The following is a 20,259-nucleotide window of genomic DNA, read 5'->3' as shown; positions in this document are numbered from 1 at the left end:
CTGCCTTATGGATCTCCCCACCCAGCTGCTCCTCAGCGTCTTCACGCTCCTGATGATCATCGGCCTGGCCACGGCGGCGCAGCGCCTGCTGGGCGTCAGGTTCGGCAGGCTGCGCACGTTCCTGGCTGCGCTGGTCGCCTTCGCGCTGGCGCAGCCGATGCTGGAGCCGATCCTGACCTCGCTCGGCCCCATCGGCCGCGAGAACCCGCCCGCCGCGCCGGCGCTGGGGATCCTGCTGCTCATCGTCATGAGCGTGGTGCTGATCCCCATGGTGATCCTGGTGATCGCCGAGGCACTGGTGCCGCCGGGCTCGGTGCCGGGGCCGCTGGAGCTCGTCAGGTCCGTACGCGGCCGCCTCTCCCGGGCCAGGCGCTACTCGCAGATCACCAGGATCGCCATCAAGCACGGCCTCGGCCCGTACCTGCGCGGCCGGGGCGAGCGGCTCGACGACCGCCCGGGGAAGGTGCGTCTGGCCAGGTCGCTGCGCGAGGCCCTCGACGAGGGCGGCGTCACGTTCGTCAAGCTCGGCCAGGTCCTGTCCACCCGGCGCGACCTGCTGCCCGCCGAGTTCGTCGAGGAGCTGGGCCGGCTGCAGGACCAGGTCGCCCCGGCGCCGTGGCCGGAGATCGAGCCGGTGCTCGCCGCCGAGCTGGGCGGGCCGGTGGACGAGGCGTTCGCCGAGTTCGACCGGACGCCGCTGGCCGCCGCCTCCATCGGGCAGGTCCACGCCGCCCGCCTGCACTCGGGCGAGAGCGTCGTGGTCAAGGTGCTGCGGCCGGGCATCTGGCCGGTGGTCTCGAAGGATCTCGACATCGTCCGGCGGCTGGCGGCCACGCTGGAGTCCAGGACCCGCTGGGGCCGCTCGCTCGGGCTGCGCGACCTGGCCGACGGGTTCGCGACGGCGATCCGCGAGGAGCTCGACTTCCGGGTGGAGGCGGCCAACATGGCGGCCGTCACCGCCGGCGGCGGTGTCACGTACCCCGCCCCGATCAGCGCCATGTGCACCGAACGCGTGCTCGTCATGCGGCGCCTGTCCGGCCGGCCCGTCACCGCCGCCGCCCCCGAGCAGGGCCCGCAGCTGGCCCGCGACCTGCTCGACTGCCTGCTCAGGCAGATCCTGATCGAGGGCGTCTTCCACGCCGACCCGCATCCCGGCAACCTCATGCTGCTCGACGACGGCACGCTGGGGCTGCTCGACTTCGGTGCGGTCGGGCGGCTCGACGACTCCGTGCGCTCGGCGCTGCGGCGCTTCCTGCTCGCCATGAACCGCCAGGACCCGCTGGGCGTCACCGACGCGCTGCTCGAGGTCGTGCCCAGGCCGGAGGACATCGACGAGGCCGCGCTCGAACGGGCGCTCGGCCAGTTCATGGCCAGGCACGTGACGGCCGGCATGGACAGCGCGCAGATGTTCACCGACCTGTTCAGGATCGTCTCGGCGTACGGGCTGTCGATCCCGCCCGAGGTGGCCGCTGTGTTCCGCGCGCTGGCCACGCTGGAGGGCACGCTCGTGCGCCTCTCCCCCGGGTTCGACCTCATCGGCGAGGCCCGGTCGTTCGCCGGCCGCCATCTCGCCGAGCGGATCACGCCGGAGATGATCAAGGAGTCCGCCACGCAGGAGCTGGTCGCGCTGCTGCCGATGCTGCGCCGCCTGCCGCGCCGCGTCGAGCGCATCGCGAGCGCCGCGGAGCACGGCCGGTTCTCCATGAACGTGCGGCTGCTGGCCGACGAGCGCGACCGCCGCTACGTGACGGGCCTGCTCCACCAGGTGCTGCTGACGGTGCTCGGCGCCACGGCCGGGGTGATGGCGGTCATCCTCCTCGGGACGGCCGGCGGCCCGCCGGCGCTGGCGAACACCACGCTGTTCCAGCTCATCGGCTACAACCTGCTGGTGATCGCCGCCATCCTGGTGCTGCGCGTCCTGGCCCTGATCTTCCGCCGCCCCCGCGACTCGGACGATCACCCGGCGCGGCGATAGGACGCGAACGGGCCCCAGTCGTGTCTTGACCCGGCGCTGGTCTTGGACATCCGAGACATCGGGCAGGTTCCTGGAAACTTCGGAACCGCTCGGGAGCAGAGGGTGAAAATCATCGGGATCGCCGCCAGTCTCCACGCGGGGTCGTTTATCAACAAATTGCTGGACGCGGCGGGTGGCGAGCTGCCCCTGGGCGTCGACTTCGCGGTGTGGCCGGGGCTGGGCGAGATCCCGCCGTACGCGCACGGGCCGGTGCCGGTCATGGCGCGCGAGCTCATCGGGCTGGTCGCCGCGTCCGACGCGGTGCTGCTGACCGCTCCCGAGCACAGCCTGCTGCCGGAGGAGCTGACGTACGCGCTGGACTGGATGTCGGCGCGCAACGGGCTGTCGGGCAAGCACGTGGCGGTGATGAGCGCGAGCGCGCGGGCGTGCGGCGCGATGTGGGCCCAGGCGGAGCTCTACAAGCACCTTCAGGCGGCGGGCGCCGTCGTGATGGGGGCCGAGCTGGTGATCTCCCCGGCCTGCCCGCACTTCGACAAGGACGGCCATCTCACGGATCCCGCCCTGCGCGCCCAGGTGCGCAGGGTGATCGGCCAGCTGTGCCCCTCCGAGGTCATGGAGCCCGCGCTCTCGCTCTGACCCTCTCAGTCCGTCGCCGGCGGCGCGTCGTCCGCCGGGCGGACGAGCTCGATCCGGTGGTCCTCGACCTCGCCGCTGTCGGCCCATCCCGTGGGCAGAGCCGTCGCCTGGGCGGCCAGGCGCAGCCGCATCCAGGTGAGGCCGGTGCGGAATGTCTGCGGCAGGCTCCAGCGCAGCTCCGCGGTGGTGGCGTCCTTGGCGACCTGCGCGGTGGCCCGCTCGTCGGTGTCGAAGCGGCCGTCGTGGTCGGCGTCGATCCACCCGGTGAGGTACGCAGGCGACCCGGCCCGCACGGGCACCGTCAGCGTGCCGACCCGGTCCTTGACGGTGATCTCCGCCGGGGAGCCGGTCACGGCGTCGTCCTCGTCGGCGCTCACCTCGCGGGCCGCCGTGCTCACCTCGTCCAGATGGTCGGCGGTCGCGGAGGCCCCCAGGAAGGAGTCGGTGATCGCGTGGGAGGCCGCTCCGTACGAGGCGGGCGCGTCGGAGTCGTCCTCGGCCAGCGTGATCTTGAACGCGGCCCACAGCTGCGGGCCCGGGCCCCCGAGCGCGTAGCGCACGTCACGGGCGCTCAGCCGGATCGTGAACGCGGTGACGGTGCCGTTCACCTTGGCCGTGCCGCAGGTGTAGACGACCCCGCAGGTGGTGGACTTGACGGGACGGACCGCTTCCGGCTCGATCGAGTCCGCCGTGACCCGGTAGCCGGGGAAGCCGGCCGCCGCGGAGAAGGTGGGCGTGGCCGGGGTCCCGTCGACCAGGTCGACGGCGGGCCAGTAGTCGTCGCGGCCGCGCCTCGGGTCGCGCGACACGCCGCCCGTGCCGAACACGTGCAGGTGCGGGTCGCGTACCGGCCGGGAGAACGTGAACGTCAGCATGGCCACGCCGCTCCAGCCGCCGGGCCGGGCCGCGAAGTCCTCGTAGAGGTCCATGAATCCCGCCGTCATCTTGGCGTTGGCCGGGACGAGGAATTCGTCGTCGGGCACCCACGTGCTCGCGGTCAGCACCTCGGCGGAGGCCACGCGCGTCTCCCCGATCATGGTCTTGCGCACGGTCACCGTCACGCCGGACGGCGTCCGCCCCGAGGCCGTCGCCGGCGCGTTGGTGAAGGACGACGGCGCGTCCTCGGCGACGGCCCCCGGGACGCCGGCGAACACCGTGACCACGCAGGCCAGCACCGCGTGAAGAACCATTCTCGCTCCCCCAGAAGCAGCTCTGCCCGGATTCACGCCCGAGCTCCCCGCAGGCGGCCCACCAGGCCCCTGGTCACGCGGCGGGCGGCGAAGTCGCAGCCGCACACGAACCGCATGGCCGGTCCGAACGTCGCCGCCGCCGCGAGCCCGACCAGGTGCAGCCCCGCGACGGACGTCTCGAACGCGGGACCGAGCCGCGGCGCCGGGCCGGGCGCCGCCACCGTGCGCCGGAGGTCCTCGTGGAGGATCCCGATCCTGGCCACGTCCACCCGGTAGCCGGTCGCCGCGATGACGTGCTCGGTCTCGAGCAGGGTGACCGCGCCCCCGAGGTCCCGCAGCCGCAGCCGGACCCCGTCGCGGTACTCGGAGGCGGCCAGCCGCGCCCCCAGGGTCACCTGCACGGTGCCGTCGAAGCGCTCCTTCAGCCACCAGGACCCGGCCGGCCCGAGGGTGTTGCGCACGATGTGGGCGCGGGCCGCCCGCGGCAGGTGCCTGACCGCGTACGGCATCCGCGACCAGGCCACGGAGGGCCAGCCGCTCCCGAGCGCGGAGCGGGGCGCCAGCACGCGCGACATGACCGGGCGTCGCTCGACGGGCACGTCGTTCCAGGCCAGGGCGCCGGTGCGGGCGACGAGCCGGACGGCCGCCCCCGCCTCGGCCAGCAGCGTCGCGGTCTCCAGCGCCGACTGGCCGGCTCCCAGCACGGTCACGTCCCGTCCCGCGAACCCGCTCAGATCGTGGTGGTCGGAGCTGTGCGTGGCCACCTCGGGCGGCAACGCCGCCAGGGCGCGGGGCCGGTGGGCGAACGGCAGGAATCCCAGGGCCAGCACGACGGTCCTGGCCAGCACGGACGCGCCCGACGACAGGGAGAGCGCGAACAGCCCGCCCTCGACGCCGACGGCCGTCACCTCCGTCTCCTCCAGCGCCCGGCCGACCGCCTGCTGACGGAACCACCTGCCGTAGGCGACGAACCTCTCCACCGGCACCGGCTCCCCGTAGGAGTACCGGTGGAAGGCGTCGAGGCCGTGTCTGCGATCCGGGTCGCCGAGATGGGACGCGTCCGGCTCGGACTTCAGCAGCATGCCTCTGGGCATGTGGCGTTCCCACGCCCGCATCGGCTCGCCGAACACCTGCGCGTCGAGCCCGGCGTGCAGCGCGTGCGCCGCCACCGACAGCCCGTACGGTCCGGCGCCCACGATCGCCACGTCGATGACCGAGGTAGGCACATTCTCCTCCATTCGCCGTGCTAGGCCCGCTGCCGGGCCAGCCGGGTGAATCCGCGTTTCATCGCCTGCCTGGCCATGGCCACGAAGGGCCGGGGGTCGTCGGCGGACAGCCAGGCAAACTCGTCCGCCGAGCACAGGGCGCGCAGGCTCTTCGGGCCGGCGGTGATGAGGTCGTAGTTCTCCACCACGTAGGTCCGGCCGTGACCGGCCCGTCCCCGGGTCGCGCGCCGGCCGGACAGGTGCAGGTGGGCGGCCCGTACCAGGTCCAGGCCGCTGCTGTCGCTGAACAGCCGGAACTGGGCGCCGAGCCGGGGGTTGAAGTCCAGCAGGTGGTAGGCGTCCCGGCCGGCGTCGTGGCGGAAGTCGATGTCCAGCACGCCGCGGTAGCCCAGCCTCTCCGCCAGTTCGCGGGCGGTGCCCTCCACGACGGGGTTGGGCAGCCACCGCCCGTAGGTGGTGAGCCCGGCGCCCTTGGGATGGGCGCGCTCCTTGCGTCCCGCGCCGCCGTACAGGCAGCGGGAGTTCTCGTCGAAGTAGCCGTGGAAGAACCAGTCCGCGTGCGGCCCGCCGGGCACGAAGCGCTGGAACAGCAGGTCGCAGCCCTCCACGTGCTGGAGCAGCCGGGGCACCTGGCCGACCCTCCGCACCAGGCTGGTGTTGCGCAGCCCGACGCCGGCGGGCAGGAGCCACGGCTGCGCCCACTTGGCGACCAGCGGCAGCCCGAAGTCGGTGACGGCGTCCGCGGCGTCGCGTTCGCCGGTGATCAGCCGGGTCTCCGGCTGGACGACCCCGAACGCGGAACACAGCTGCGCCAGCAGGCTCTTGTCGGCGAGGGCGCGCGGCAGTCCGGGCACCTGGTCGGGGAAGAGGTAGTGCGGGCGCAGCTCGGCCGCGTGCTCCGCGACGGCGATGGCGCCCGCGTCGTCCAGTGCCAGCAGGACGGCCGGGCGGCCGATGCTCTGGGCGACCTGCGTGAGCGTCCCCACGATGTCCCCGGGGTCCCCGCCGCGCGGCCACGCATGCCCGCGCGCCAGGTACTTGGAGCGGGAGGTCGGCGAGTCCGTCTCCCCGAGGAGCCCGTGCACCTCCACTCCGGCCCTGCCGAGGGAGCGAATGGCGCCGAGGGTCCCATGATGAAAGTTATTGGGGTCCAATCGCAGCACAAGCGCCGGGACAGTGCAATCGAGCATCTTCCTTCTCCTTCGCGAAAAGCTATAAATCAGGCAAATCGCGAGTCGGATATCCGGATTGCCGAAACATGGGGTATGGAGAAGGAAGGAGAGGCGAGAATCGGGGATGTGCGATCGTGGCAGGAACGAGATATCTGCGCTTTTCGCTCGCGATAATCACGGGTGCGGCGGTGGCATCGGTCGGTCTGGGCGCGACGGCGCCCGCTCCGGCGAGCGGTCCCGCGGCGCTGGGCGTCTTCCTCGCCTCCGACGCGCGCGGTCCCGAGCTCCTGACGGGCTTCGAGGCGTGGCTGGGGCTCAGGGTGACGGTCGGGCGCACCTATCTCCCCGGCGAACGCTGGAAGTCCCTCGAGGGGGGCGACTCCGAGATCCTCGACACCTGGACGCGCTGGCGGGCCGCCCAGCCGGACCGAGTCCTGGCGCTGAACGTGCCGATGGTCACTCCGAACGAGTCCATGATGTCCGACCGCATGGTGGCGCGACGACTGGCCAAGGGGGCGCACGGCGCCCACGACGGCCGCTTCAGGAAGCTCGCCGGGAAGCTGGTCTCCTCCGGCGCCGCCGACACGATCATCGTGCTCGGCTGGGAGATGAACGGCACCACCTACTCCAGCAGGTGCGGACCCGACCCGGAGACGTGGAAGCAGTACTGGCGGCGCATCGTGACGACCATGCGCGAGACGCCCGGCCAGCGCTTCCGCTTCGACTTCGCCCCCAGCCGCGGGCTTGACGCGGTGCCCTGGACGCAGTGCTACCCGGGTGACGACGTGGTCGACATCATCGGCATGGACAGCTACGACCAGGGGCCCGGGCACGAGTTCGCCGAATACATCGACCAGCCGTACGGCCTGCTGGCGCACGCCGACTTCGCCGCGCAGCACGGCAAGCCCATCTCGTTCCCCGAGTGGGGGCTGTTCCGCAACGGCGACCGCCCCGCCTACGTCGAGGGGATGCTCGACTGGATCGGTACTCACAACGTGGTCTATCACTCGATCTCCGATTACTGTCCGCACGGCGTCTGGCAGTGTTCGTCGAACCCCGGCTCGTCGGAGGCCTTCCGCAGGCGGCTGCTGGAGCACGCCTCCCCGCCCAGCACGGCCAGCGTGTGCGTGGCGAGCCCGTCCAGCGCGCCGTCCACGCCGAACCCGGCCGCCAGCGTGGCGGCGGCCACCCCCTCGGCACCGGCCAGCGCGGGCTGCCCGAGCCTGACCAGCAGCGCCTCGGCCAGCCCCGCGCTGTCCTCCGGCTGAACGAGCGCGCCGACTCCCCCGGTCACCACCTCGGTGAGCCCGGGCACCGCGCAGGCGACCACGGGCCTGCCCGTGGCCAGCGCCTCCAGCGCGGTGAGCGGCAGGCCCTCCCAGCGCGAGGGCAGCACCACCACGTCGGCGGCGGCGTACCAGGGCCGGACGTCGGCCATGCCGCCGGCGAAGTGAACGCCGGGCACGGCCCGCGACCGCAGCGTGCGCAGCATCGGGCCGTCGCCGACGATGGCCAGCCGGGCCCGCCCGTCGCGGGCGGCGACGCGCTGCCAGGCCGACAGCAGCAGGTCCTGGCCCTTCTGGCGGGTGACCCTGCCCACGCAGACCGCCAGCGGCGTGTCCTCGGCGATGCCGTGGCGGGCGCGCGCCTCGGCCCGCTCCCGCGGCCCCGCGGGTCTGAAGCGGCGCAAATCCACGCCGTTGCGCACCACGACGAGGTCGCCGGGCACGCCGTACCGTCTGGCCAGCGCGGCTTCGCCCTCGCCCACGCAGATCACCCGGTCGGCCCAGCGCGCGGCCAGCCGTTCCCAGGTCAGCGCCGCGGCGGCGACGGCGCCCCGGGCGGCCAGCCAGGACCAGCCGTGCGGCTGGAAGAGCGTGGGCACCCGGCCCCTGAGCGCGGCCCGGCCCGCCAGCCCGGCCTTGGACGAGTGCAGGTGCACCGCGTCGGGGCCGAACTCGCGCACGATCCGCCGCAGCCGCGCCGCCTGGACGACGTCGCCGAGCCCGGGCGCGCGGCCGGCCGTCCAGTCCAGCCGGGGCACGCCCAGCCGGTCCAGCTCGCCGGCCAGCGGGCCGGGCAGCACATCGGGCGGGGGGCAGGCGACCGCGACGCGCCAGCCCCGCCGTGCCTGGTCGGCGGCGGCCATGGCCACGTACGCCCCCACGCCGCCGTCCACCGGCTGCGTGACGTGCAGGACCCCCGGTCTCACCGCCATGCCGAGACCTTCGCCGCCAGGCGCGGGCAGCGCCTCTTCAGCAGTTCCTTGCCCGTCTTGCTCACGCCCGCCAGCGCGGCGTAGGCGGCCGCGCGGGAGCCGCGCCCGAGCATCACCCGCCGGTTGACCACCGCTTCGGCCTCCCACCTGGCCTTGTGCGGCTCGGCGCCGCGCAGCATGCTGAGCACGGGCTTGCCCAGCCGGTGCGTCAGCTCCAGGTTGGTACGCAGCAGCATCGTGACCAGGTCCACCCGGGCCCGCAGGTCCGGGTGGACGCCGTACAGGTAGCCGCCCACGAAGTCCTTGCCGATCACCGCGAAGTCGCAGGCCAGCAGCCGCCCGTCCACCCGGTACTCCCACAGCGCCCCGTGGTTCTCCGCCACCAGCGCCTGCGCGGCCCCGGCCAGGTGGTCCAGGAAGCGCGGCTGCGTGTGCTGGGCGTTGATCCCCCGGCTCTTCCACTGCATGGTGTGCAACCGCAGCAGCTCGGCCGTCGACGCTCTGACCCGGTCCGCCTCGACCGCCGTCACCGACACGTTCAGCGCGTCGAGCTTGCGCAGCGCGGCCCGCACATGCTGGGCCCGGCGGCTCTGGAGCCCGGCGAGGACCTGCTCGATGGGTTGTCCGGGCAGCTGGAGACAGGTGGAGGCGGGCAGCGTCCAGGCCCTGCCGTCCCAGATCTCCGCCAGGCGGCGGATCGCCGAGCCGGGCCGCGCCTCGGGCAGGTCGATGACGTCCCAGCCCGGCTGGGCGAGCAGCCCGGCGCGCAGCTCGCGCAGGCCCGCGTCGCCCTCGGAGTCGTCCACCACGATGTCCGTGAAGTCGGACTGCCCTCCGCCGACGGGTGTCAGCACCCGGCAGCCGAGCCGGTGCTCCAGCCTGAGCGGCGCGGCCGCGACCAGGCGTCCGTCCCGGTGCGCCAGGAACACCCGCAGCCGCCCCGGGGTCCCGTAGACCCGCCACCAGGAGCTGAGCCAGCCGTACGACTGGAACGGCGTGGCGGCCGAGCTGCGCGCGTACAGATCCGCCCATTCCGCCGACAGCGCGGCCAGCTCCGCGCCCTCCCTGACGACCCGCAGCGTGAGCCCCGCGCGCGAGGTCCCCTGCCGGGCGGCCCTCACGCCGGCGCTCCGGTCAGCGCCGCCGGCTCCGGCCGCGCCTGAGTGCGGGCCTGCGGCGCGGCCAGCCGGACGAGGCCGGCCGCCAGGGCCGCCCCGCAGGCGCCGATGGCCACGCTGATCAGCGGCAGCGGGGACGAGGGGCGCAGCGGAGGCACCGCCGAGGCGAAAGGCACCAGCCGTACGCGGGTGTCGGTGGCATGGGCGTTGGCGTAGGCGATCAGCGCGGCGGCCGCCTGGTTGACGCGGTCGGCGGCCTCCCGCGCGCCGGTCGCCACGGAGGTGAGCCGCACCAGCGGGGCGTCGGGCGAGGCCGCGGCCCGCAGGCTGTCCGGCTCGTCCGCGGCGCCGACGAGGAAGCCGGGATGACTGGATATCCGTGCGTAGGCGGCGGCGAACCCGGCCGCCTGCGCCGGGTCACCGCCGGCCACCGCGACGTAGGCCTCGGCGGCGTAGACGGTGTCGCGGGCCAGCGCGTAGGCCACCCCGCCCAGCGCCCCGAGCGCCAGGGACAGCGGAAGCCACCATCGCACGAGCAGGCCCGTGATGCGGACCCAGGTCCATGTCATCGTCACTCCTCGGTGGGTTCGGCGCCCAGCAGGCGCAGGTAGAGCCGGTCCAGCTGGTCCGCCTGGCGGCGGACGTCGTAGAGCCGGACGGCATCGGGCGGGGGCAGCCTGAGGGGCGGGCGGGCGGCGAGGCCGGACAGCTCCGCGGCGAGCCGGTGCGGCTCGACACGCCGTGCTCCCGGGGCCGAGCCGGGTGGCAGGTCCTCGACGGCCGGGCAGGCGTCGTACAGGACGGGCAGGCCGGACGCGAGCGCCTCGACGACGGCCACGCCGAACGTCTCCTCGACGGAGGGCGCGGCCAGCACGTCCATCGCCATCATCAGGGCCCCCACGTCGGGCGACTCCCCCGCGAAGATCACCCTGTCCTCGGCCCCTGCCTCGCGGGCCAGCTCCCGCAGCCGCGGCTCGCAGGAGCCGGAGCCGACCAGGAGCAGGACGGCGTGTTCGAGCGGCGGCAGCGCCCTGATCAGCGTGTCGAAGCGCTTGCTCGGCTCCAGGCGGCCGACGCCGCCGATCACGAACGCGTTCTCGGGCAGGCCGAGCCGCTCCCGGGTGCGCCGGCGCAGGGCTGCGTCGAAGCCGAAGGCCTCGCCGTCGACGCCATTCGGGACCACCGCGATGCGCGAGCGGGGGACGCCCCACCTCGACAGCCGGTCGGCCACCGTCGGCGAGACGGCCACGGTCAGGTGCCCGAGCAGCTCGCTGGCCAGGTACAGCGCCCTGATCGAGCGGGTCAGGCGGCGTCCCTCCACGTGCTCGTGCCCGATCGAATGCTCGGTCGCCACGATCGCCGGCACGTTCGCCAGCCGCGCCGCCAGCCGGCCGTACACGCAGGCGCGGTACAGATGGGTGTGCACCACGTCGTAGCGGCGCCCGCGCATGAGCCGGGCCAGCCGCCCGACGGCGCGCAGGTCCCTGTTGCCGCGCATGCCGACGTGGTGGACGGGCACGCCGGAGCCCTCGATGGCCTCCGCGACCACCCCGTGCCCGGTGAGCACCGCGACCTCGCACCGGGCCCGCAGGTACGGCAGCAGGGCCCGCAGCTGCTGCTCCGCGCCGCCCGCGGCCAAACCGGTGATGACGTGCAGGACCTTCACCAGCCCCACCGGACCCGGTGCCGTGCCCGCTTGGCGTGCAGCCGCAGCGCGCCGTCCCGCTCGCCCACGTACGTGCGCGGCAGCGCGTACGGGCCGGTGAGCTCGGACTTCCAGATGGCGCAGGCGTAGGAGTAGCCCGTCTCGCGGACGGCGGCCAGCTCGCGGGCGTTGACGTGCCCGTACGGGTAGCAGAACCCGCTCACCTGGCGGCCCAGCAGGTCCTCCAGCGCCGCCTTGCTGCCGGCCACCTCCTGGTGGAGCTCGTCGTCGCGCAGCCCGGACAGCGAGTAGTGCCCGGCCGAGTGCGAGCCGATCTCCATGCCCTGCCGCGCGGCCCAGCGCAGGCCCTCGGTGTCCATGAGCCGCTTGCGCGGGGAGCCGGCGTCCCAGGCGTTGTGCTCGCCGATCAGGCCGGTGACCACGAAGACCGTGGCCGTGAAGCCGTACTTGCGCAGGACGGGGACGACCTCGCTGAGGAAGTCGCCGTACCCGTCGTCGAAGGTGAGCCCGACCAGGCCGCGCGTGCTCCGGGCGCGCGTGAGCTCGAGCATCGAGACCCCGCTCAGGCCGCGCCGGGCGAGCCAGCGCATCTGCCGGGCGAAGCGGTCGGGCGAGACCGTGACGTGAAGCGGGTCGCTGTCGTATTTGTCCACGGAGTGGTACATGAGCACCAGCGGCATCGCGGTCATGAGCGACCTCGCATCCTGATCAAGTGGGTGATCTTGGTGGTGTCGGTGAGCGTGGCCGTGGCCCCCGAGAGGGCCGCGACAGCGGAGAAGGTGACGGCGATCGCGGCGCCGGTCGAAGCCAGGGCGATCGGCGGCGGCAGGCCCGCCAGCAGCGTCCGCGCGCCCCACCCCGCTCCGACGGCGGCCGCGGTGGCCAGCAGCAGGCCGCTGATCGGGACCAGCGCCGTGTGGGCGGGCAGCGCGAGGGCCTGCCGTCGCAGTCCCGCGAGCAGCAGCGCGGCGGTCAGCGAGATCCCGGCCGCGTTCGCCGCGGCGATCCCCGTCACGCCCCACTCCGGGCGGGCCAGCACGACCGTCGCGGCCAGCCCCGCGCCCATCGCGAAGGCCGGGTACCAGGACCCGCGGGCGCCGCAGAAGTAGACGCGGCAGACGACCCCGACCACCGCCTGGCCGAGCAGCCCCAGCGCGTACACCCGCATGATCCGCGCGGTGGCGGCGGTGTCGGCCTCGGTGAACGCGCCGTACTGCAGCAGGAGGGCCACGACGTCCGTGGCGCAGACGAGCAGCGCCGCGGTGGCGGCCAGCACGATCGCCGAGGCGCTGACCAGGTCGTCGGCGAGCCTGCGCCGTGCCCGCGCGGTCTCGCCCGCGGCGAGCGCGCGGGCGAGCTGCGGGAAGGTCACGGTCGCCACGATCAGCGACAGGACCATCGGCACCTGGGCGATCTTCTGCGCGTAGTTGAGGTGCGAGATCGACCCTTCGGCGAGTTTCGAGCCGACGAACCTCTCGACGAAGACCTGGCTCTGGCGGACGAGCGTGAAGACCGCGACCGGCAGGAAGGCGATCATCGGCAGCGCCACGCCGCGCGTGGGCCACAGGGGCACCCCGAAGCGCCGCACGAACGCCGGGACCTGGGCCAGCACCATCCCCGCCCCGCCCGCGGCCACCCCGATCGCGGCCGCGTACGCGCCCTGGTCGCGCAGGGCCCACACGCAGGTGACGATCCCCAGGTTGTAGGCCACGTAGATGGCCGCCGGCGGCGCGAACGACTGGTGCGCCCGCAACGCCGCGCTCAGGTACCCGGCCAGCCCGAACGTCAGGATCGTCACCGACGCCACCCGCATGCAGTCCACGGCGAGGTCGGCCCGCCGGATGCCCGGGGCGAGCACCTCGACCAGCCAAGGCGCCCCCGCGACGGTCAGCGCGGTCAACGCCAGCAGCCCGAGGCACAGGTACGGCAGCGTCGACGACGCCAGGCCCCTCAGGTCCTCGCCCGCCTCCATCGCCCGGCTGAACAGCGGGACCAGCACGAACGCCATCGCCCCCTCGATCAGCAGGGGAGCGGCGGTCTCCGGGATCGTCCAGGCGACGAGGAACGCGTCGGTGCCGGCGTCGGCGCCGAAGAACCGGCCCAGCAGCAGGTCGCGGACGAAGCCGAGCAGCGAGCCCAGCCCGGTCAGCAGGATGGTGACGCCGACGGCCCGCGCCATGGGCGAGGTGGCCGGTGATGTGGACGTGGTCATCGCGCCACGCCCAGCGCGACCGGGGCCTCGCCGGCCCATCCCGTCGCCGGAGGCCGGGCGACGAGCGACAGGACCAGCCCCAGGACGACGGACATGACCACGGTCGAAGGTCCGCCGACGTCGCCGTAGAGGAAGTCGATGCCCTGCCAGGCCAGCAGCCCGGCCGCGGCCGGCACCGCCGCCCGCACGGCCCACCAGGCCATGGACCCCAGGCACGCGCCCAGCGCGGCCAGCCCGAGCAGGCCCTGCTCGCTGAGCGTCAGCAGGTACATGTTGTGCGGGGAGAGCAGCGGCATGCGCTGGAAGCCGTTGACCGGGTCGTCGGTGTCGCTGCCGGACGACAGCTCGATCGGCGCGTAGGCGTCGCGCAGCTCCGCGAACCTGCGCGGCCCGGCCCCTGTCAGCGGGTGGTCCAGCCAGATCCTCGTGGCGGTGAGCCACAGGCTGTAGCGGTCGCTCACCGACTGGTCGGGCTGGGAGACGACGGAGGTGATGGAGGCCAGCCGCCGCCCCAGCAGGTCCGGGTCCGAGCCCGCGCCCGGGCCGAGGACCAGCGCGGTCGCCGCCGCGGCTCCGAGCAGGATCACCCTGGCCACCAGCGCCCGGCTGTGCACGAGGAGCACGACCAGCGACGCGCCCAGCAGGGCGAGCCAGGCGCCGCGGCTGAGCGACAGGGCGAGCGGCACGCAGAGCAGGGCGGCGCCGCCGAGCGCGGCGGCCCGGCGCCCGCCGCGCCAGGCCAGGCCCGCCGCCAGCAGGACGAGCACGCCGTAGCTGACCACGCTCGCCATGCCCATGATGTCGAGCGCGCCGAAGGTGCCGACGGCCCGTACCCGCTCCCCCGCGTACGACGCGCCGGTGCCGGTGACCGCCTGGACGCAGCCGATCAGGCCCTGCAGGGCGGCCGTCCCGACCAGCGCCCCGCCCACGATCAGGGTGTCGGTACGGTCCCGGACCGCCACCAGGACGGCCAGCGGGACCAGCACGAACACCTGGAGATACCGGACGTAGCCCGGCATGCTCGTCAGGACGTCGGGAGAGGCCAGCATCGCGATCCCGGCCGCGCCCGCGACCGGAGCGAGCACCAAGGCACGTGCGGGCACCACGGCGGAGGCGGCGGCCACGGCACGAGCAGGCAGCGCGGCACCGGCAGGCGCCAGGTCGCGGGCGGACAGCGGGCGTGTCAGCCGGTTCGCGAGCGCGACGGTCACCGCGATGGCGACCAGCACCAGCGAGGCCACGTCGGCGGCCGTGACCTGGACGCCGGAGGACAGGTCCTGGCGGCCCGCCGGCAGGCAGGTCAGGAGCACGGTGGCGGCGGCCGCCAGGCTGGGCCGCCGGCAGAGAGCGCGCATGCCTAGCCCCCGCCCGGCCGCAGCAGGGACCAGACCGTCTGCAGCATGATCTTGAGATCCGCCCGGAGGGTCCACCCGTCGATGTAGTGGTTGTCGAACCGGACGCGGTCCTCGATCGAGGTGTCACCGCGCAGCCCGTGGATCTGGGCCCAACCGGTGATGCCGACCGGCATCCGGTGGCGCAGGCCGTAACCCGGGATCGTCCTGGAGAACTTCTTGACGAAGTGCGGGCGTTCGGGCCGCGGGCCGACGATGCTCATGTCCCCCCTGAGAACGTTCCAGAGCTGGGGAAGCTCGTCGAAGGAGGCCTTGCGCAGCAGCCGGCCCACCGGCCCGATCCGGCTGTCGTGGGCGATGCTCCACAGGGTCTCGGACTCGAGCGCGTCGGTGGGCTTCAGCGTCCGGAGCTTGATCAGTTCGAGCGGCTCGTCCCGGTAGCCCACGCGCCGCTGCCGGAACAGCACCCCGGGGCCGGTCTCCAGCCGGATCAGCGCCGCGCAGAGCGCGAGGATCGGCGCGCTGACGATGAGTCCGGTCAGCGCGACCGCGATGTCCAGGGCCCGCTTCAGCGGCCAGGCGAGGCCGCGCTGCGCCTCCGGGCGCATCCGCACGAGCGGGAAGCTGCGTACGTGCTCGCGCAGCGTCACGAAGTCGATGATGAGCTCGCCCAGGTCGGGCGCGAGGTAGACGTCGCAGCCGAGCGACCGCGCCGTTCTCGCGATCGACTGCTGGCCCTGCCCGGCGATGACCCCGGCGATGACCACCGCGCGCACCCCGTGGGCCTGGACGACGCGGACGACGTCGCCGGGCCCGCCGAGCACCGGGACGCACGGGTCCTCGCCGGGCGTCTCGTCCAGGAAGCCCAGCGGGAGCAGGCCGTGCTCGGGGTAGGCGAGCAGGTTGCGCGCCAGCCCGTGACCGTGCGGCCCCGCGCCGACCACCAGGGTGGGCGCGGCCCTGCCGCGCCGGCGTGCCCGGCGGACCAGGAAATACAGGACGCTTCTGCCGCACACGGCGAGAAAGGTGAAGAGCACCGCGACCAGGGCGACCACGATGAGCGATGCCGTCTCCCGGAACGCGATGAGCGCGCCCACGAGTCCAGCCCCGGCGAGCCAGAAGCCCCGGTCCAGGCTGGAGGGCAGGACACGCGGCGCGTACACGTGGCCGAGGCCGCCGACCACGACGACCAGGATTCCCGCCAGCGCGATGCGCGGCACGGCCTGGCCGGCGTTGGCCGCGGCGAACGCCATACAGATCAGATCGATACAGATCAGGCCAAGTGGCTGGACAGCCCTCCAGAGCCCTGACCTCTGCCGCCCTCCCCACCGCCTGACCCAGCGGTGGCCCCCAACACTAACAGCCACTACTTCTCCGGTAATAAACTAGTTTGACTGGATCGACAGTGAAACTGTCGATCTAATCCCCCCAAAAAGCTAATAGTCCCCCTTCAGGCAATTTGCCACCCCATATTTCCGTAGCAAGGTTTTTCCTACGGAATACGCGAACAATCGCCCAACGAAGCCTTGAGCGTAGCCGCGCGCCTCGCGGAAATCGAGAACGTCACGGGCTTGGAGTCCTTGTTGTCGCGCAAGTTTTCATTGGTCCAGCGTTGGCGATATGGAGGTGGTTACCGGGTTTAAGGTCAGCTTTGGGCAGAGGGTCCGGATTGAGAGGGATGTTCCGGAGGGTGTCCGGATCCGGGAAGCCCGTTCGTCATGCTGGTGACAGCACGACACGCAAGGAGCGATCGATGAAGTACATGATGTTCGTCTGCACCGACGCCGAACCGGACACGGACTCGACCGGCAGTGAGGACATCGAGAAGTGGGTGGCCGACAACGACGGCCGCGGCCGGCGGCTGGACGGCAACGAGCTGGGGCCGGTGTCGGCCGCCACGACGGTCCGGGTCCGCAACGGCGAGCTGCTGGTCTCCGACGGGCCGTTCGCCGAGACCCGGGAGGTGATCGTGGGCTACGACATCCTCGAGTGCGCCCATCTCGACGAGGCGATCGAGGTGGCGCGGGCGCACCCGATGGCCCGGTACGGGCGGCTGGAGCTGCGGCCGTTCGCCGGCCAGTGACGAGGGGACGCCCGGCACGGCCCCCCGCGGCGGCACAGCCCGCCGCGGGGACCGGCGCGGAGCCCGACGAAGGAATCGGCGCGCGGACCGTCGCGGAGGCTGTCGCGACGGTGGGTGCGGACTCCTACACCAGGATCGTCGCCACCCTGATCCGCGTCACCGGCGACTGGACGCTCGCCGAGGACAGCGCCCAGGAGGCGCTCGCGCAGGCCCTGGAGAGGTGGCCGCGGGACGGCGTGCCGGACAACCCCGGCGGCTGGCTGATGACCGTCGCCCGCAACCGCGCCACCGACGTGCTGCGCCGCGCGTCCGTCGAGCGCCGCAAGCTCCACGAGTTGGCGGAGCTCACGCTCACCGCCCCGGCCACGGACGACCCGGAGGAGGAGGTCGTGGACGACCGCCTGCGGCTGATCTTCACCTGCTGCCACCCCGCGCTGGCCCTGGAGTCACGGGTGGCGCTCACGCTGCGAACCGTCTGCGGGGTGCCGACCGCCGACATCGCGCGGGCGTTCCTCGTCCCCCACGCGACCATGACGCGGCGGCTGACCCGGGCCAAGACGAAGATCGCGGACGCGCGCATCCCGTACCTCGTCCCGAGCGGCCCGGCGCTGGCCGAGCGCCTGCCCGGCGTGCTGGCGGTCCTGTACGTGCTCTTCACCCGCGGCTACGACCCCGACGGCGAGCCGGGCTTCGCCGACGAGGCGGTCCGGCTGGCCCGCCTGCTCCACCGGCTGCTCCCGGACCAGCCCGAGGTCGCCGGCCTGCTGGCGCTGTTCCTGTTCCAGCACTCCCGGCGCGAGGCCCGCCGCGACGGGCGGGCCAACCTGCTCACGCTCGACAAGCAGGACCGCACCCGCTGGGACCGCGCGGCGATCCGCGAAGGGCTGGAGACGCTGGCGGCGGCGCCGGCCGACGGCCCCTACGTCCTGCAGGCCCGCATCGCCGCCTGTCACGCGACCGCGCCGGACTCCGGCGCGACGGACTGGCGGGCCGTCGCCCGCTGGTACGACGAGCTCGTGGAGATCCACCCCTCACCGGTGATCGCCCTCAACCGCGCCGTGGCCCACGGCTACGCGCACGGCCCGGCGACCGGGCTGGCGCTGATCGACCAGGTGCTCGCCACCGGCGCGCTGAAGGACTACCCGCTCGCCGTCGCCGCGCAGGCCGACCTCACGGCCCGCCTCGGCCACCGCGACCACGCCGCCGCGCTGTTCCGCCAGGCGGCCGCCCTCCTCGGCCCGGGAGCCGAACGGCGCGCCCTCCTGGAACGCGCCGACGACCTCACGAACCCCGCGCCCGGTCAGCAAATCGGGGACCCGCACCCGAGACGTCGCTCCGGCCCGGCCGGCCGTCACATGTAGTCGTTCTTGAGCAGGCGATCGAGCTTGATGCCCAGATCGAGCAGCTCGGACCGCATGGCGTCGAACTCCTGCGCGATCTCGGCCCGGACGCTCGCGAACTGGTCGGCGATCAGCGTCGGGATGTAGTCCTCGTCGCCCCCGGCGGGCGTGGCGCGGTAGGCGTTGATCTCCCGCCGGATGGCCGCGATCTCGACGTCGACGGCCGCGAACTGCTCGATCGTCTCGGTGCGGGCCATCGACGTCTCGGCCTTCATGGCCGCGAGCTGCGTCTCCAGGCGCTTGGCGCGGTCGTTGATCTCACGGAGCAGGTCCCGCTCCCCGCCGCCCCCCGGCGTGGCCTCGCCGAGCCGGTCGCACGCCTCGAGCCCATCGACACGGAGCTTCAAGTCGCGAATCTCCGCCTGTACGTCCACGGGTTTTACCTTTGCGCTCGCTGATGGTGCGACCGCCCCGATGACGACCGCGTTTGGTCACCACATGGTTGCAGCCGGTGAGTGATTTTGGCCAGACCTCGAAGAAATCGGGGCCGATTCTTTGCCCTGCCGCCCGGCAAGGGCGTCAGCGGCGGTCCTCGATCTCCCAGAGGTGGTCGATGACGTGCCAGGCGATGCGGCGCAGCGCGTAGCGGGGCGGCCAGCCGGTCGTCTGGGGCGGCTCCCAGGCTCGGGACAGCACGTCGGCCAACTCCGCCCGCATCGCGACCCGGTCCCCGGGCTCCTTGTACGGCTTGTGCCGCACGTCCACCTTCCTGGCGAAGGCGCGCTCGGCCTCCTCCACGTGCCTGACCACCCCCGACAGGTCGCGGCCGCCTCCGCGCGGGCCCTTGCGCAGGTCCTCGGGCGAGGTGGCGGCGGTCTCGTCGAACAGGGCCCAGGCCGCACGGAGGAGGGCCACGCCGCGGGCCGCCTCGGACTCCGGCACGGGCTCCTGGTCCAGGTCGGGCACGGAGTACGGGGCGCCGAAGTCCGTGATGTCGCCGCCCGGGACGCGGGCCACGACCACCGGGTCACCCGGCGAGAAGTCCAGCCCGGCCCAGGCGGCCACCGCGCCGTACCGGGGGACGTACTCCATGAGCAGGTCGAGGGCCGCCTCCTCGCCCTTGGCGACCCGGCACCAGCCGGGCCAGTCGAGCGAGCAGGCGAACACCTTCTTCGGGCCGATCTCCAGGTAAACGCGGGTCATGACGTCCAAGGGTGCCACCCGTACCTGTCAGAACGGGTCAGGTTCAGATGAGGTCGATGAGGTCGGCGACCGAGTCGACCACCAGCGAGGGACGGTAGGGGAAGCGGTCGATCTCGTCGCGCTGGGTCACGCCCGTGAGGACCAGGATCGTGAACAGGCCCGCCTCCATGCCCGACACGATGTCGGTGTCCATGCGGTCGCCGATCATGGCGGTCGTCTCGCTGTGGCCCTCGATCTCGTTGAGGGCGCTGCGCATCATGCGGGGGTTGGGCTTGCCGACGAAGTAGGGGGCGACGCCGGTGGCCTTGGTGATGAGGGCGGCCACGGCGCCGCAGGCCGGCAGGGAGCCCTCGGTGGAGGGGCCGATGGGGTCGGGGTTGGTGGCGATGAAGCGGGCGCCGCCCTCGATGAGGCGGATGGCCCGGGTGATCTGCGTGAAGCTGTAAGTGCGGGTCTCGCCGAGCACGACGTAGTCGGGGTCGAGGTCGGTGAGCACGTAGCCGACCTCGTGCAGCGCCGTGGTCAGGCCCGCCTCGCCGATGACGTACGCCGAGCCGCCAGCGCGCTGGTCGTCGAGGAACTGGGCGGTGGCCAGCGCGGAGGTCCAGATGGACTCGGGGGGCACCTCGAGGCCCGCCCCGGCCAGGCGCGCCGACAGGTCGCGCTGGGTGTAGATCGAGTTGTTCGTCAGCACCCTGAACTTCTTGTCCGACTCTCTGAGCCGCTTGATGAATTCGTCCGCACCGGGGATCGGACGACCCTCGTGGACGAGAACGCCGTCCATGTCGGACAACCAGGAGTCGATCCGTTTACGCTGAGTCACACGCACATCGTACCGAGCGCGCCTTATCGACTTCCTGCCCGGTGG

Annotated in this window: 18 protein-coding genes and 1 pseudogene; 5 read left to right on the top strand and 14 right to left on the bottom strand. The window is 73.3% G+C overall.

The window, feature by feature from the left end:
* The first annotated feature begins 7 nt into the window (after positions 1-7).
* Both ACIHFD_RS09220 and ACIHFD_RS09215 read left to right on the top strand, forming a co-directional pair.
* Positions 8-1,975 carry an ABC1 kinase family protein gene (locus ACIHFD_RS09220; RefSeq protein ID WP_397366281.1) on the top strand — a complete coding sequence of 656 codons (1,968 nt, stop codon included), beginning with the start codon at positions 8-10 and terminating at the stop codon, positions 1,973-1,975.
* Between the two features lie 102 nt (positions 1,976-2,077).
* The gene (locus ACIHFD_RS09215; RefSeq protein WP_397366280.1) at positions 2,078-2,611 is read left to right on the top strand and encodes an NADPH-dependent FMN reductase; all 534 of its coding nucleotides are present in this window, start codon (positions 2,078-2,080) and stop codon (positions 2,609-2,611) included.
* 5 nt (positions 2,612-2,616) lie between these two features.
* Here the strand turns inward: ACIHFD_RS09215 and ACIHFD_RS09210 are convergent, their stop codons facing one another.
* Genes ACIHFD_RS09210 through ACIHFD_RS09200 form a run of 3 tightly spaced genes read right to left on the bottom strand, consistent with a single transcriptional unit; the run spans position 2,617 to position 6,112 of the window.
* Positions 2,617-3,801 (bottom strand): GEVED domain-containing protein, encoded by a 1,185-nt coding sequence (locus ACIHFD_RS09210; protein WP_397366279.1) that lies wholly within the window; start codon positions 3,799-3,801, stop codon positions 2,617-2,619.
* A gap of 32 nt (positions 3,802-3,833) precedes the next feature.
* Complete coding sequence (locus tag ACIHFD_RS09205; protein WP_397366278.1) at positions 3,834-5,027, bottom strand: NAD(P)-binding domain-containing protein; 1,194 nt, start codon at positions 5,025-5,027, stop codon at positions 3,834-3,836.
* A 20-nt stretch (positions 5,028-5,047) separates the two neighbouring features.
* On the bottom strand, positions 5,048-6,112 hold the full coding sequence (locus ACIHFD_RS09200; protein WP_397366276.1) for an ATP-grasp domain-containing protein: 1,065 nt from the start codon (positions 6,110-6,112) through the stop codon (positions 5,048-5,050).
* Between the two features lie 173 nt (positions 6,113-6,285).
* Between ACIHFD_RS09200 and ACIHFD_RS09195 the strand changes: the two are divergent.
* Positions 6,286-7,008, top strand: a pseudogene (locus ACIHFD_RS09195) (glycosyl hydrolase); the annotation flags it as partial.
* A 209-nt stretch (positions 7,009-7,217) separates the two neighbouring features.
* Here the strand turns inward: ACIHFD_RS09195 and ACIHFD_RS09190 are convergent.
* The 8 genes from ACIHFD_RS09190 to ACIHFD_RS09155 are packed head-to-tail and all read right to left on the bottom strand — an operon-like array spanning position 7,218 to position 16,018.
* On the bottom strand, positions 7,218-8,417 hold the full coding sequence (locus ACIHFD_RS09190) for a glycosyltransferase (protein WP_397366275.1): 1,200 nt from the start codon (positions 8,415-8,417) through the stop codon (positions 7,218-7,220).
* The gene (locus tag ACIHFD_RS09185) at positions 8,408-9,538 is read right to left on the bottom strand and encodes a GNAT family N-acetyltransferase (RefSeq protein WP_397366274.1); all 1,131 of its coding nucleotides are present in this window, start codon (positions 9,536-9,538) and stop codon (positions 8,408-8,410) included. Before ACIHFD_RS09185 ends, ACIHFD_RS09190 begins: the two co-directional genes overlap by 10 nt.
* Entirely contained in the window at positions 9,535-10,104 is a 570-nt protein-coding gene (locus ACIHFD_RS09180; protein ID WP_397366273.1) for a hypothetical protein, read from the bottom strand. Before ACIHFD_RS09180 ends, ACIHFD_RS09185 begins: the two co-directional genes overlap by 4 nt.
* 2 nt (positions 10,105-10,106) lie before the next feature.
* On the bottom strand, positions 10,107-11,201 hold the full coding sequence (locus ACIHFD_RS09175; RefSeq protein ID WP_397366272.1) for a glycosyltransferase: 1,095 nt from the start codon (positions 11,199-11,201) through the stop codon (positions 10,107-10,109).
* A complete protein-coding gene (locus ACIHFD_RS09170) occupies positions 11,198-11,890 on the bottom strand; it encodes a polysaccharide deacetylase family protein (protein WP_355192162.1) in 693 nt (230 codons plus the stop codon). The genes ACIHFD_RS09175 and ACIHFD_RS09170 overlap by 4 nt, the downstream gene beginning before the upstream one ends.
* Entirely contained in the window at positions 11,887-13,413 is a 1,527-nt protein-coding gene (locus ACIHFD_RS09165; protein WP_397366271.1) for a lipid II flippase MurJ, read from the bottom strand. Before ACIHFD_RS09165 ends, ACIHFD_RS09170 begins: the two co-directional genes overlap by 4 nt.
* Positions 13,410-14,768 (bottom strand): O-antigen ligase family protein, encoded by a 1,359-nt coding sequence (locus ACIHFD_RS09160; protein ID WP_397366270.1) that lies wholly within the window; start codon positions 14,766-14,768, stop codon positions 13,410-13,412. Before ACIHFD_RS09160 ends, ACIHFD_RS09165 begins: the two co-directional genes overlap by 4 nt.
* A gap of 2 nt (positions 14,769-14,770) precedes the next feature.
* A complete protein-coding gene (locus ACIHFD_RS09155; protein ID WP_397366269.1) occupies positions 14,771-16,018 on the bottom strand; it encodes a sugar transferase in 1,248 nt (415 codons plus the stop codon).
* Positions 16,019-16,518: 500 nt separating this feature from the next.
* Between ACIHFD_RS09155 and ACIHFD_RS09150 the strand changes: the two genes are divergently transcribed.
* Entirely contained in the window at positions 16,519-16,848 is a 330-nt protein-coding gene (locus ACIHFD_RS09150) for a YciI family protein (protein WP_185073265.1), read from the top strand.
* The gene (locus ACIHFD_RS09145; protein ID WP_397366267.1) at positions 16,845-18,209 is read left to right on the top strand and encodes an RNA polymerase sigma factor; all 1,365 of its coding nucleotides are present in this window, start codon (positions 16,845-16,847) and stop codon (positions 18,207-18,209) included. The genes ACIHFD_RS09150 and ACIHFD_RS09145 overlap by 4 nt, the downstream gene beginning before the upstream one ends.
* On the opposite strand, the gene ACIHFD_RS09140 is transcribed toward ACIHFD_RS09145, so the two are convergent.
* From ACIHFD_RS09140 to ACIHFD_RS09130, 3 genes are all read right to left on the bottom strand, one after another.
* Positions 18,200-18,595 carry a hypothetical protein gene (locus ACIHFD_RS09140; protein ID WP_397366266.1) on the bottom strand — a complete coding sequence of 132 codons (396 nt, stop codon included), beginning with the start codon at positions 18,593-18,595 and terminating at the stop codon, positions 18,200-18,202. The two genes, ACIHFD_RS09145 and ACIHFD_RS09140, sit on opposite strands and share 10 nt — an antisense overlap.
* A 172-nt stretch (positions 18,596-18,767) precedes the next feature.
* The gene (locus tag ACIHFD_RS09135) at positions 18,768-19,391 is read right to left on the bottom strand and encodes a hypothetical protein (protein WP_397366265.1); all 624 of its coding nucleotides are present in this window, start codon (positions 19,389-19,391) and stop codon (positions 18,768-18,770) included.
* Positions 19,392-19,434: 43 nt separating this feature from the next.
* Positions 19,435-20,214 carry an HAD-IIA family hydrolase gene (locus tag ACIHFD_RS09130; RefSeq protein ID WP_185073261.1) on the bottom strand — a complete coding sequence of 260 codons (780 nt, stop codon included), beginning with the start codon at positions 20,212-20,214 and terminating at the stop codon, positions 19,435-19,437.
* Between the last annotated feature and the right edge of the window lie 45 nt (positions 20,215-20,259).

This window comes from Nonomuraea sp. NPDC051941 (assembly GCF_044593615.1).
This window is presented reverse-complemented; position numbering and strand designations above follow the sequence as displayed.